Below are 13,516 nucleotides of genomic sequence, written 5' to 3'. Positions count from 1 at the left end.
AACAGGACCGTCACAGCGGCCCATCCTATCTAACCATTGAAATTTCAACAGCTTATTTTTATAAAATGTTGGCACCATATATGCGTATATTATAAGCAGTACACAACCAACCGATAAATGATTAATAAGGAGGACACGATTATGGCAAAAGTAGAAGCTGAAAAAAGGGCTTTATTAAGTGAAGTAAAGAAGGGCAGAGATGTAACGGAATTAAAATTCAGAATGTCGATCAACGGCGAGGATATGCATTATCCGGGAGAAATGATCTCAGGATGCAAATTGATGGAAAAGTGCATTGACTGTGTTACCGAGCTGAGCAATATCCGGGATGACGGGGACGGCGGCCTATTCGTCCACACGGAAGCAAACATTTTAAAGCCGGTTCACATGCTGGACGCCGTAGAAGTGATTGTATGGCTTGTCAAGCACGGCAGCAGATCCAGAATATATGGGTATGAAATGTACAAAACCTCTGAATACGACCAGAAAACCGATCGTTCAGAAGTATTCGACGAACCTGTTTTAGTGGTGAAGGGAGATACAACCTTTGTAATAGACGAGGCATAGATAGATTTGTTCCCAATGCCAATTGTTCAGACGGCTATCACCCTGCCTCTGAATACCATCGCCCAAGCCCCAGCGCGGGGCTTGGGTTTTTGTGATAATAAACGGGGCTGCCCACTGAGCTGGCATGCTTTTTGGTTTACCGTAACTTCATTTCCTGAGGACCAGCCCAAGCCTTCATCTCAATCTCTCAAACGCCTCCATATCCACATCTTCTCCTGCCTCCCTGGCCTTGAGCGCGGCCAAAACCTGATCATAAACCGCTCTCGTAACCGGATATTTCACAATCATCAAAATGGATATTCCCATGAAAACAGCCGGCAGGACCGTAAAGGAAAGATGGGTACAGAGCAATGCCGTATCCGCTTGTACCCCCACTTCTCCGTCAAAGCCCGCGGCGCTGAGCATAATGCCCAAAAGCTGCACACCGACGGCGTTTGCCAGAGACTCGGAAAGGGACTGCAGCGAAATCACTAGCCCGGTCCGCTTCTTATTGTAAATCAGTTCGTCCACTTCGGAAACATCATAGATCATCGAGGGAATCAGCTGCCAGTAACAAATATTTCCGATGGAATACAGAAAGGAATACAAGAAAATACCCGCCATGGAATGAATGCCCATAACCCCATATAGCAGCATCATCACGGTACTGATACTCATTCCGTAAAGAAACAGAGATCGTTTATCCCATCGATTGCTTAGTTTTATGATCAGCGGCAAAAAGACCAGGGGCGAGAAGGTAAGGAATGCAAGGACCGCAGTAATTTGTCCCGGTGAGAATTTCATGTTATAGGTTAGGAAATACATTCTGTCCGCGGAGAAAATGGCGTAAGCGATCAGATAAAAGACACTGGCGCCTAGGATGCACAAAACCGTTTTGCTTTTCATGATTTCCCAATAGCTGCCGAGCATGTCTTTGAAAGCCCGAACCAGGGACTTCATACTGGTTCTGGCTTTGTGCGCCGCTTCTTTCCCTGCTGTTTGATAATTCCGCTCAAATTGATCTTTGATGCCGACAGCGGCGATAAAAATGGATACTCCTGCGCACACGCCGCAGAAAACAGCCGTGATCTGCCAGCTGGCGCCTAAAGAGAAGCCTTGGCTGCCAAGCCAGTCCACGATCAGGTTGGGCAGGATCATGCCAATGGTCACTCCCGCCATGTTGAAGAAATAGACGTATCCCCGCAGCACGGTTCTTTCATTATAGTCCTGAGTCAGCTCAGCGCCCCAGGCCAAATAAGGCACAAAGAAAACAGAAAAAAACGTCCAAAAAATAACCATCATGGCCCCATAGTACAAAATCTTAACGGTCATGCCCATATTAAAATTGGCAAAAAAGAGGCAGGTTATGATTGTCAGCGGGAAGGCCGCGGCCAGAAGAAAGGGTTTCCTTTTCCCATATTTTGTCGCAGTGTTATCGGAAACATAGCCGATGACCGCCCCGGCGATCGTCTCGCATATGGAGCCCAGCGCCACAATGGTTCCCCCGACCGCCGGATCGACGCCCGCCACGGTCGTCAGAAAAAACAGGGCAAAGGTCCCCATAAAGTTATATAATGCCGAGTCTCCGATTCCGGCGATTCCATATAAGATCTTTGTACTGGTTTTTAATTTATCCATAAGCCTTCCGTTACTCAACGTTCATATTCTTTCAGCTTTTTTGATATGGTGGATTTATTGACCTGAAGAGCCCTGGCCGCAGCGCTGATACTGCCGCATTCATCCACGGTTTTCATGATGATCTCCCGCTCATATTCCTTCAGCAGGGCGCCCAGAGATTGATTTCTTGCCCCAGGTCCCATATTGTCGCCGGCGCCGGCATTGTCGTTCAAACACATGCTCACTTGGAATCTGGTGATCTGATCGCCGGAACCGCTGACAGCCATTCGCTCGATGACATTTCTCAGCTCGCGGACGTTTCCCGGCCAATAATAGGCCTCCAATTCCTTGATGGCATCATCGCAGATCACCTTGTTCATCTTATACTGCTCATTAAACATCTTGATAAAATAATTGGCCATGGGAGCGATATCCTCGATCCGCTGCCTCAGCGGCGGAATATGGATCGGCACCACGAACAGCCGGTAATACAAATCGCTTCGGAAAGCGCCCCTCTCCATTTCCTTTTTCAAATTTTTATTGGTAGCGGCGATAAAACGGATATCCACCGGAATGACCTTTTCGCCGCCGATCTTCCGCACTTCCCGCTCCTGAATGACCCGCAGCAGCTTGGACTGCATCTGCAGCGGCAAGTCGCCGATTTCATCCAAAAACAAGGTCCCGCCGTTGGCCAATTCAAAGAGGCCGATCTTACCGTTCACATTGGCGCCAGTAAATGTCCCCTTTTCATATCCGAAGAATTCCGACTCGATTAAGGATTCGGGAATCGCCGCGCAGTTAACCTTGATAAAAGGCGCGTCGGCCCTGGCGCTGTTTTTCTGAATCAAATTGGCCATCACTTCTTTACCGGTCCCCGACTCCCCGGTAATAATCACGGTTGCGTCGGTTTTTCCCGTTTTCGCGGCCATGTCTTTAATGCGGATCATGTTAACGTTATAGGTGACCAGTTCCTCGCTGCCATTGTTTTCCGTGTTGTTCTGGCCCAAAAACTTTAAAAGCTCATCTCGGTATTTCCTGGTGATATTCTTCTGATTTTCCAGCAGTCCCTTCAGGCGCATCACCTCTGTGATATCCAGTTCAACGCATACGATCAAATCCAGCTCATCTCCGTCAAAGAGCGGAACGCTGGTAGCCATCGAATGATTGCCTTCCCCCTCTTCCTGCACGATGCTCTCTTCATGGCCGCTTTCGATCGCTTTCAATACGGAGGATTCATATAAAATATATCCTGACTCCAGTAATTCGGTCGTATATCGTCCCAAAATTTCTTCACGGCCCAATCCTCCCGTGCTGATTGAAGAATTATTAACCATAATCACCCTTCCTTCGGCATCGGTAATCCAAATGCCGACCGTCATACAATTAATAAAATCCATCAGCCAATCATAGTTTTCTTTTAGAAACTGAATATATTTCATCTTCATACCTCTTCCGCAAAGACTATTTGTCAGACCATTATATCATATTAAGCAGAGCATTTATTGTTATAATAAATACTCTGCTTGCAGTATATTGCATTCGTTTATATGCACCAATTAATGCTCTTCGGGAACGCTGACGATTTCTTCATCCACGTAGTTTTGAATCTCTTGCTCGCTGTATCCCAGGGAGGTCAAAATATCATAGGTGCTTTCGCCCAGTTTGGGAGACGATTTTTTTACGAAGCAAGGCGTCTTGCTGAACTTGATCGGATGGCCAAAGGCTTTGTATTTGCCGATGTTGGCATCGTCGATTTCAATGACCATCTCCCTGGCCAGCGTCTGGGGATGCTCCATCGTCCTCAGGGGAACCAGAATCGGCGCCGCAGGAATCTTGTATTTTGCCAGCTGATCCAGTACCCATCCCTGTTTTTGATTGTTCATAAAATCAACCATGATTTGGGTAAAAGCGTCAAAATGTTCACATCTCAGATCATTGGTACAGAACCGCTCATCATCGATCAATTCCGCCATTCCCATTGCTTCGCAAAAATCCGGCCACATGGATTCCTCCGTGATGCCCACCGCCACAGAGCCGTCCTCGCATTTGTAAACATCGTAAGGCACGATCTCCCGCGGCTTGGCATTGCCCGACCGGCTGATTTCCTCTCCTGTCAGGCTGTAGGCCAAAACCGCATCCTCTATGGTGGCAAACATGGTATCGAACATGGCCACGTCGATTCTTCTGCCCTTGCCGGTTCGCTTTTTATCGTAACAAGCCAGCGCGATTCCCAGCAGCATGGTCAGGCCGGTATAGCTATCTCCCACCGAAGTTCCGGAACGCATCGGCTCTCCATCGGGATATCCGGTCATTTCCATAAATCCGCACATGCACTCGATCACATTGTCATATGCGGTATTCTTGCGCAAAGGCCCCGTCTGCCCAAAACCGGTGATGGACGCGAATATGATCTCCGGGTTGATTTCCTTTGCCACTTCATATCCGATCCCCAATTTGTCCATGGTGCCGTACTTGAAGTTTTCCAGGACCACGTCTACCTGGGCAAACAATTTTTTGATGATTTCCTTGCCCTCCGGCTCTCCCAAATCCACGGCCAGACACTCCTTATTCCGATTGTAAAGGGCAAAATACCCGCTCTCTCCGTCTTCCGTATAAGGGGTCCAGTACCTGGATTGTTCTCCGTCCACCGCCCGCTCCACTTTAATGACCCGCGCTCCGTTATCGGCTAAATTCAACGCGCAGTAGGGTCCGCTGTACGCCTGTGTAAAATCCAGCACCGTTATTCCGTCAAAAGGTCTCATGATCTGTCCCCTCCTTTGCACATGATGACACCATCTATTTCCATGGTTTCAATTTCGCTGTCCGTATATCCTGCCTGCTGAAGGAATGACTTGGTGTCCTCTCCCAGTAAAGGCGCTGAACCGATATCCGTATCATCGATTCCCGAAAGCTTGATGGGAACTCCCGGCATCTTGACCGCCCCCAGAGTTTTGTCCTCAACCTGGAGCACCATATTTCTGATTTGCAGCTGGTCGTTTTCAAATGCTTCGGGAACGGTGAAGCCCGGCCCGCTGGGGATGTTATACGGCCTGAGCATGTCTTCGATTTCCCACTTTGTCATGGTTTCAAACTTGCTTGCGATCCTCTCTCTCAGTCCGTTTTTGCCGTAGTAATGTTCCCCGCGCAGTTCGTTGGTGGAAAATCTGGGGTCATCCTTTATATCATCAAATCCCATGGCGTCGCAGAATTTTTTCCACTGGGAATTGGTTGATACGGCGGTGGATAAAATCCCGTCCTTGACTTCGAAGGTATCGTAAGGCGCGATGGCTCTCGATCCGTTTCCTTCCCGGTGCTCCGTAACCCCGTCCATGTAAGCTTCCGCGACACAGTCCTCCAGGGCGGTGAACATGCAGTCGGAGGAAGCCACATCGATTTGCTGTCCCTCACCCATCTCCATCCTCGCCATGAGCGCCGCCACGATGGAGAAGGCAAAGAATACGCCGCCGAACTGGTCGGCTATGCGCGAACCGTGGGCAGTCGGGTCTCCGTCGGGTGAACCGGTGGTCTCCATCAGTCCGCAGATGGCTTCCGACGCCAGATCGCATCCGGCCGTATTGCTCAGCGGCCCTGTTTTTCCGAATCCGGTGTGGGACGCATAGATGATATTGGGATTTACGTTACATGCGTCCTGGTAGCCGATCCCGCACGCCTCCATTTCGCCTGCGGGAAATCCGTCGCAGACCACATCGGCTTTTTCAATCAGCCGCAGGATCATTTCCTGCCCCTGTGGCGAGCGGCGGTCGATGCAGATGCTCTTTTTTCCCCGGTTCATATATGCGTGGTAGGCGCTTCCCTTTTCGTTCTTTGGGAAACTGCTCCGCAGCACATCTCCTCCTTTTTTATGATCTTCGATCTTGATTACTTCGGCTCCAAAATCGGCCAGAAGCATGGTCCCATAACTGCCCGTGTGGCCCTGAGTAAAATCAATGATTCTGATTCCATCTAATATTTTCGTCATATGTATTGCTCCTTTCTAGCGCTGCTGCAGCTTTTCCGCCAGGCAGTCGATCATTTCGCCCGCATCCAGCGCAGCTATGTAATCAGAAGCCATGAATACTTCCGCGTCTTTGTCATTGTTGATACTGATGATGATGTCCGCGTCCTTGATGCCGCAAAGATGGTGGGCCGCTCCGGATATGCCAAACCCGATATAGACCTTCGGCCTTACGGTTTTACCGCTGGTTCCGATCATTTGGTATTCATCCGGTCCCCAGCCCATATCGACCACAGGCCTTGTGCAGCCTGCCCCGCCTCCCGTCCTTTGCGCCAGGTCCTCTAGCTTTTTCCAGTTTTCAGCAGAACCGGTACCGAATCCGCCGCAGAAGATGAGCCTGGCTTTTTCAATGGAGCTTTGCTGGTTGTGAATTTCTTTTATATCTGTAATGCGTACAGAACAGCGGTCCTCAGGAACGCACGTGCAAAGGATATCCCGGTACGCAGCCGTATCCTTTTCCGTATAGGGAAATACGCCCGGTTTTACCGTTGCAATGGCAGGACGGCTGCCCGGTATGAAAATCTCCCCTATGACCTTGCCGCCGAAAGCCGGTACCATATATGCGATCCGGCCCTGCCCATTGATGACGATATCCGCACAGTGAGCCGCTACGCCAGTGTTCAGCCGGATACCCAGAGAAGGCGCCGCTTCCTCGCCCAAAGGCGTGGCTGGGATGACAAGCAGATCGGGCTTTTCTTCCTTTATAACCGGTTCTATGGACAAAACCGCCTGCTGCGGGTTCTCGCAGGGGCAGCAGAGTCTTATGAATTCCACCGTTTCCCCCAAAAGCAGCTTTTGCAGGTGGGCCATGTTCTGCCAGAAGGCCGGATGTGGCTGATCCGCTGGACCCTGATCGTATACCATTACTTTTTTAATATCGCTTTTTTTCATTCCAACACACCCGCCTTTTTCATAATTTTTACAATCTCTTCGGCTGCTTTATCTGCTTCGCTTCCCAAGCTGACAGCGGCCCTCCTCAGATCGGGAGTAATCAGCTCGCCCGGCTGAGTGGGCGAGCCTGTCAAACCAATCTTTTTTTCATCTAAGCAAAGATCGTCATTGTTCCATATGGTCAGCGGCTTTTTCTTCGCTTTAATAATGCCCATGGCATTGATCAGCCTCGGCCGGTTGATCTCCGAACTGACTGCGATCACACACGGTCCGTCAATCTGAAAAACGGCTTCGCCCTGATCGATTTTTTTCCATGCCCGCAGGTTCTTTGCGGTTTCATCTTGCAGCTCCAGTTTGCTGACCTTACATAAATGGGGCAGATTGAGCCACTCCGCGGTTTGCGCCGGAACATGGGCGGTAGCCCCGTCAGCGCTTTCGTTGCCTGCCAGCACCAGATCAAAGGCAAAGTCTTTTTCCGGGTCCATTTCCAGGGAAATCTTTTTGATCGCTTGTGCCAGCACATAGGATGTGGCATATGTATCCGCGCCTCCAAAGGCTTTGTCCGATACCAGATAGGCGCAGTCGGCGCCCATTGCCAGAGCTTCCATTAATTTGTCCTTGCTGAATTGGGGCGCCATGGTGAGAACCGCCACCTTGCCGCCTAGAGAGTCCCGCAGAGTGATGGCTTCCTCCAGGGCATGTTTGTCCGATGGATTGATGACCGTGGGGATCCCTTCTCTCACAAGCCGTTTGGTTTTTTCGTCAAGTTTTAATTGCCCGTACTTTTCCGGATCTGGCACCGGTTTTATGCAAACTAAAATATTCATGTGATTCTCCTAGAATTTCTTTAAGGTGTCTCCCGCAATGATGATTTTCTGAATTTCACTTGTTCCGCCTGAGGAAATGCAGGCCATGGCGTCTCTCAAATATCTTCCTGCTGCATATTCGTTGACAACGCCGTATCCGCCCATGAGCTCGATGGTTCTTCTGGCTGCCTCCGCTGCTTTATCGGTGGCAAAATATTTGGCCATGCCAAATTCAATGGTTGCCGGTTTTCCTTCATCCTTTACCGCCGCCGCTCTGTAGAGCATCAATCTGGCAGCTTCGTAGGCCACTCTGTTTTCGGCAACATGGAACTGGATTGCCTGCAGCTTGGCGATGGGCTTGCCGTAAACGATCCGCTCATTGGCAAATTTTACACCGTCTTCCAGACAAGCTCTTAATAAACCAACTGCAATGGCTGTCATGCTGGCTCTTCCCACTTCTCCGATTTCTTTCATGGCAATGGGCGTTCCCTTGCCCACATCTCCAATGAGGTTTCCTTCCGGCACTTTCACGTTGTTCATAATCAGCTCGCCGGTCACCGACCCCCGGAGGCCCAATTTGTTTTCATGTCTGCCCGGCGCAAAGCCTTCCGTGCCCTTATCAATGGCAATGGCAGAAAAGGTGGCCCGGCCTCTGTCATCTTCCCCGGTCTTACAGGTAATGACGGTTGTATCGGCAATGTGAGAGTTGGTTATGAAGCATTTTCTTCCGTTTACCACCCACTGGCCATCCGCCAGCTGGGCCGTGGTTTTCTGCCCGGCCACGTCCGATCCGCCTCCCGGCTCCGTTACCGCAAGCCCGCAGATCTTTGTGCCTGCGCACATCTCCGGAAGATAAGCTTGTTTCTGATCCTCCGTGCCAAAGTCGAGGATTGCCGCCATTCCCAGCTGATGGGTAAAGACCATCATCGCCAGGCCCGCTGAGTATCTGGCGATCTCTTCCAGAGCCATTACCCGCTCAGTGTGGCCCAGGCCGACTCCGCCGTAGGCTTCGGGAACGAAGACCCCCAGGATCCCCATTTCACCCATCTTGGGCATCAGTTCCACTGGTGTGTAATCTTCTTCATCCCACTTGGCCGCATTGGGTGCCACTTCTTCCTTAACAAATTCTACAAATGCCGTTCTCAACAGGTTTTGTTCTTCTGTAAATTCAAATTTCATGTTACTCCTCCTTTATTCGTCAACAAGTTAGCTGCTTATCTTTGCATCCTTATCCAGCTTTTGGGGGTTGCTCCTGGGATCGATCTTGGCAGCTACGATTTCCAGCACGACCGTCGCAGCCAGATACAGGATGGATAACCACTTCATGGTCGTGTAAATCCAGTGGATAATCTCCTCGCCTGTGCTTCCCATAAACTTCAAGTAGCCATAAGTGTCCAGGTAGTAGGACTCCCAGTCAACCTCGTAAAAGCCGAACCACCACATGGATCCGATCAGGCCGATAACTCCGAAGATTGCCAGGATGATTGCGATTCTATGCAGGTCGCCTACTGCCAGCTTGGTCCTTGGGTTTATCGGATATTTTACCGGATCGATCTTATAAAGCCCTCCATACATCCGTTTCCAGATCACATATAAGATGGGGGACGACATTAATCCGACCATTCCTCCCAGGAAGTAATCCGCACCGTTTAAGAACAGCGCCGCTACTGCGATGAGGATTCCCGGAGCCACTAAAATCTTTACAAAGGTGTCTCCGCCCGGAATGCGGAAGGGTCTTGGCATATCCGGCTCTGTCCGTCTCAGTCTTGCTGTTGAGATGAATACCAGCACATAGTCGACCATCAATAAGGTTACGTCGATGGTTACCAGCACGGAAAAGTCAAAATTGCACAGACAAAAGGCAACGACGGATAAGGAAAGAACGCCAATGTACGGGATCCGTCTATTCTTGCTCAGCTTCATTAAAGCTTTTGGAGCCAGGTTATCAACGGCCATTCCAAAGAATCCTCTTGATACGGAAATGATCTGGGTGTTGAAAATCGCAAGGTTTGAGAAAACTGCAGCGATTACGAAAACCGGAAGCCCCCAAGATCCTGCCAGCGCGAGAACGTGGCCGAAGGAAATTCCGCCTTCAAAGGTCCAATCCTGCCAGTGTCCCACAGAAGCAAGCCCTGCGATGGTAGGCAGTATATAGGATAATGCGATAATCGGCATTACGATCATCAGCCCTCTTGGAATAACGCTCTTGTCTTTACATTCTGTGGACAGTGTTGACATGGAAGTGTAACCGGAATACATCCACATGCCGGTGGCAAGGCAGGCGCCGATGGAACCTACCAGCGAATAGTCGTCACTGTTGTAAAGCGGCTCAACAGGGTTATAGTTCCAGTTGCAGAACCCGATTACCGTCACAGCGGCGAAAACGATGAATATGATTACTGAAAAAATCGTGCTGATCATACCCACTTCTTTGATACCCAATAGATTGATTACGGTAAATACGGCAATAAGTGCTGTCATTAAGATAAACTTGCCTGTATCGGTCATGCTGGGGATCAGCATTTGGGTATAGGATCCGGCAAGCACGATGTAGAGGGTATTATCCACATAGCAGGATAAGGTTCTGCACCAGCAGCCCTGGAATCCCCAGAATTCTCCCAGACCTCTCTGGATCCATTTGTAAAATCCGCCGACATCGGTAATGGCCGAACCAAGCTCCGCCGAACAAAGAGCCTGCGGCGCTGCCCATATAAACGGCAGTACACATAATACGATAATCGTAATTCCCGGGCCTGCGTCCGGTATCATTTCTTCGATACCAAAAGCACCGGCGGCTACCAAACAGTACATCATCATAACAGCTGCGCGCAGGGTTACGGGATGTTCTTTTAGCCCGCCTGTTTGTTGATTACTCATAATTACTACTCCTTTCGTTTAAGAAACTGTACTATATCCACCATTCCATTCCGGCGCCGCAAGGTTGAATACAGTGGAAGATTTGACTGACTATATATAGTCGCAAGTCTCATACCACATGGCCAGATAAGCGTTTCTTTTTTGCAACCCCCTATTTTCAAGCGCCCTCACCGTCGCAACATTCAGTATTTTTTTAATTTTCCGATTTAATCGTTGCCATATGGCAACGCAGGGTTGCCGCAGGGCAACGATTCGTTGTCTAAAAGCAACTGAAAAAAGGGGCTGATCGCATTGATCAGCCCCTTTTTTCGCAAAGTTATGGGGTTGCGGGGGCGGAAGGAGAAGGCCCCATAAAAGGATTTCGCCAGATCGGAAAATTTCGCTTCACTTTTTTCCCAGATCCCCACATCCTATCTGCAAGACGTAGCCGTTTCGGATTCCGATAAACTTCTGTAAAAATCAAGACCACTGAAAAAGAGGCCGCTTTCAGCTCTCTTTAAATGGATATCGTTTGCACTTCTCAACGTCAAAAAAGCAGGTGTCCACCGCGCTGTAGTTATTATGTTTGCTCGCTTTCTGGTACTTCTTTTCGATGGCCATGTACCCGGCTTTGCACACATACATCTCCGCGTCCTTGTTGTTGCTGAAGTTCTCCCGGGTCTTCCGTTTCCTGTGGGTCACCGCCAAACTCAGCTTGCTCACATTTTGGGTCCCGGTTTCGTTGCAATAGCTCAAATTTTCTTCTTCCCCATAGGCCCTGCCTCCGATCACGGTTTCCACTTCTACTGCCGCTTCTTCCCAGCTCTTTGAGCAGCTCCATTTTTTCTTTCACTTCCGGAACGTGCTTGAACCACTCTCTTCGAAACACGGCCAGCAGGCTGAGAGGCGATCAGTTTGACCGTTTCCAGCTCGTACCCCAGAAAGAATTTGAACAGCAAGTCTGTTTCTATGCGTTCCACCAAACCGACATCGGATAAATGTTAGTACGCTTCGAGCAACAAAAATTTGAACATTCGAATGAAGTCTTCGGCCGTCCGGCCTATTGTGGAGAAACAATTGTCTTTTACCGCCTCATAGATAAAGAAGAAGTCGATGGTTTCGTTGAGATTTTCCAAAAGTTGTCCGGTCCAACCAGAATGTCATACCGTTTGTTGTGTTCGCTCAGATTCAAGCTCATTTGGCCAGCTTGCTTGATTATCGTTGCACCCTTACTTTCTACTATTATTAGTATCGCATGTGATGGTGGTTGATTTTTGCTTATTTTGTACCTTGTCTTTGGGTGACTTTTTCAATGGCCTAGGCACTATTTAATTTTTTTAAGTGTTTTATAGTGCGGCTTGCTGTCTATTTCTTTAATCCATCCAAAGCCTTTTCCAAATTTATTTTCAAGCTGTTTGGTCAAGGCTTTCTTTTTGTGTTCTACATCGGATGTGTACCACCTTGACTATCTGTATTCTTCGATTTTATGGACGCATTTTTATCGCTTCAGTCTCCAATCCTGCAATTTACCTTGCCCTAAAAGGAGCTATTTTCAGAGTTCGAAAATGCACTGTTTATAACTGTGTATACCGCCTTCATAGCCGTTGTCCAAGCCAGCAAAATTTGCAAAGTCTGCCCGGTAAATGGTAATGTACTTGTCCATCACTTAAAATCAATACACAGATCAAAATAACAAAGGAGATTCAAGTTATGAACGACATGAAAGACTGCATTAAAAATTATTTGACATACTGTCAGCGGCAAAAGCGCCTTGATGAAAAAACACTGAAGGCATACAGAATTGATTTACGCCAGTTTTCTGAAAAGATTCCCCACCTCATGATTGCAGAGGTTACTCCAGACATCTTGGAGCAGCACATCGCCCAACTTCATGAGGCATACAAACCCAGAACCGTAAAACGCAAAATAGCATCCCTGAAAGCCCTGTTCCGTTATCTTGAATGCCGGGGAATTATTGATCATAATCCATTTAGCAAGATGCTAATCCATTTCCGAGAACCGGTACTACTGCCAAAAACCATACCACTGCGCACCATTGAAACATTTTTAACCATAATCTACAAGCAGCGTGAAACTGCGAAAACCCCTTATCAAAAGAAAAATGCACTCAGGGATGTAGCTGTTATAGAAATGCTGTTTGCTACCGGCATGAGGATATCCGAACTTTGTTTCTTAAAAGCGAACGACGTGAATCTATGCGACGGAACCATCCTCATCTATGGAAAAGGTCGCAAAGAACGGCGAATCCAAATCGGCAATGAGTCCGTCATACATATTCTAACGGAATACAACGATACCTTTCGTTCGGTGAGACAGCCCTGCAGCAACTTCTTTATTAATCAATCAGGTAAATCACTATCGGACCAATCAGTACGCAGGATGATTAACAAATATACATCTCTGGCATCCATAGACCAACATATTACTCCGCATATGTTTCGACACACCTTTGCAACAAGCCTTTTAGAAGCAGATGTAGATATTCGGTATATTCAAGAGATGTTAGGGCATAGTTCTATTAATATTACCGAGCTGTACACACATGTAACAGTTTCCAAACAGCGAAATATTCTCGCCACGAAACATCCCAGAAAAGATTTTCATCTATAAATATTATGACAGGGCAATCCGTTTCATTTAGGATTGCCCAATTTAATGTGTGATGGATAATAAAAAGTTATCAGTTACAATATCTTTAACAGAAGTCTGGGATTAGTCAGATAGATGAAATGAAAAATAGTAGATGGTTATGCATGGTTATTAA

Annotated in this window: 11 protein-coding genes; 2 read left to right on the top strand and 9 right to left on the bottom strand. The window is 48.3% G+C overall.

Annotation, left to right across the window (positions count from 1 at the left end; all coding sequences use genetic code 11):
- Positions 1 to 141: 141 nt before the first annotated feature.
- The gene (locus tag NIA71_RS19405) at positions 142 to 567 is read left to right on the top strand and encodes a hypothetical protein (RefSeq protein ID WP_253021238.1); all 426 of its coding nucleotides are present in this window, start codon (positions 142 to 144) and stop codon (positions 565 to 567) included.
- 174 nt (positions 568 to 741) lie between these two features.
- Here the strand turns inward: NIA71_RS19405 and NIA71_RS19400 are convergent, their stop codons facing one another.
- The 9 genes from NIA71_RS19400 to NIA71_RS19360 all read right to left on the bottom strand — a co-directional run bounded on the left by NIA71_RS19400 (position 742) and on the right by NIA71_RS19360 (position 11,532).
- Positions 742 to 2,184: an MFS transporter gene (locus NIA71_RS19400; RefSeq protein ID WP_148397745.1), complete on the bottom strand. Its 1,443-nt coding sequence runs from the start codon at positions 2,182 to 2,184 to the stop codon at positions 742 to 744.
- Positions 2,185 to 2,198: 14 nt separating this feature from the next.
- On the bottom strand, positions 2,199 to 3,602 hold the full coding sequence (locus tag NIA71_RS19395) for a sigma-54 interaction domain-containing protein (RefSeq protein WP_227754655.1): 1,404 nt from the start codon (positions 3,600 to 3,602) through the stop codon (positions 2,199 to 2,201).
- A gap of 117 nt (positions 3,603 to 3,719) precedes the next feature.
- Positions 3,720 to 4,925, bottom strand: coding sequence for a CaiB/BaiF CoA transferase family protein (locus NIA71_RS19390; protein WP_148397743.1), 1,206 nt, complete (start codon positions 4,923 to 4,925; stop codon positions 3,720 to 3,722).
- Positions 4,922 to 6,142 (bottom strand): CaiB/BaiF CoA transferase family protein, encoded by a 1,221-nt coding sequence (locus NIA71_RS19385; RefSeq protein WP_148397742.1) that lies wholly within the window; start codon positions 6,140 to 6,142, stop codon positions 4,922 to 4,924. Before NIA71_RS19385 ends, NIA71_RS19390 begins: the two co-directional genes overlap by 4 nt.
- A 15-nt stretch (positions 6,143 to 6,157) precedes the next feature.
- On the bottom strand, positions 6,158 to 7,069 hold the full coding sequence (locus NIA71_RS19380; RefSeq protein ID WP_253021237.1) for an electron transfer flavoprotein subunit alpha/FixB family protein: 912 nt from the start codon (positions 7,067 to 7,069) through the stop codon (positions 6,158 to 6,160).
- Complete coding sequence (locus NIA71_RS19375; RefSeq protein WP_148397740.1) at positions 7,066 to 7,896, bottom strand: electron transfer flavoprotein subunit beta/FixA family protein; 831 nt, start codon at positions 7,894 to 7,896, stop codon at positions 7,066 to 7,068. Before NIA71_RS19375 ends, NIA71_RS19380 begins: the two co-directional genes overlap by 4 nt.
- A 9-nt stretch (positions 7,897 to 7,905) precedes the next feature.
- The gene (locus NIA71_RS19370; protein ID WP_148397739.1) at positions 7,906 to 9,054 is read right to left on the bottom strand and encodes an acyl-CoA dehydrogenase family protein; all 1,149 of its coding nucleotides are present in this window, start codon (positions 9,052 to 9,054) and stop codon (positions 7,906 to 7,908) included.
- 27 nt (positions 9,055 to 9,081) lie between these two features.
- Complete coding sequence (locus NIA71_RS19365; protein ID WP_148397738.1) at positions 9,082 to 10,752, bottom strand: APC family permease; 1,671 nt, start codon at positions 10,750 to 10,752, stop codon at positions 9,082 to 9,084.
- Between the two features lie 486 nt (positions 10,753 to 11,238).
- Positions 11,239 to 11,532 (bottom strand): hypothetical protein, encoded by a 294-nt coding sequence (locus NIA71_RS19360; RefSeq protein WP_253021236.1) that lies wholly within the window; start codon positions 11,530 to 11,532, stop codon positions 11,239 to 11,241.
- A gap of 909 nt (positions 11,533 to 12,441) precedes the next feature.
- Here NIA71_RS19360 and NIA71_RS19355 point away from each other — a divergent pair.
- A complete protein-coding gene (locus tag NIA71_RS19355) occupies positions 12,442 to 13,362 on the top strand; it encodes a tyrosine-type recombinase/integrase (RefSeq protein ID WP_253021235.1) in 921 nt (306 codons plus the stop codon).
- The last annotated feature ends 154 nt before the right edge of the window (positions 13,363 to 13,516 follow it).

The organism is Ihubacter massiliensis (assembly GCF_024125305.1).
In the GTDB taxonomy this organism is placed as follows: domain Bacteria; phylum Bacillota; class Clostridia; order Peptostreptococcales; family Anaerovoracaceae; genus Hominibacterium; species Hominibacterium faecale.
This window is presented reverse-complemented; position numbering and strand designations above follow the sequence as displayed.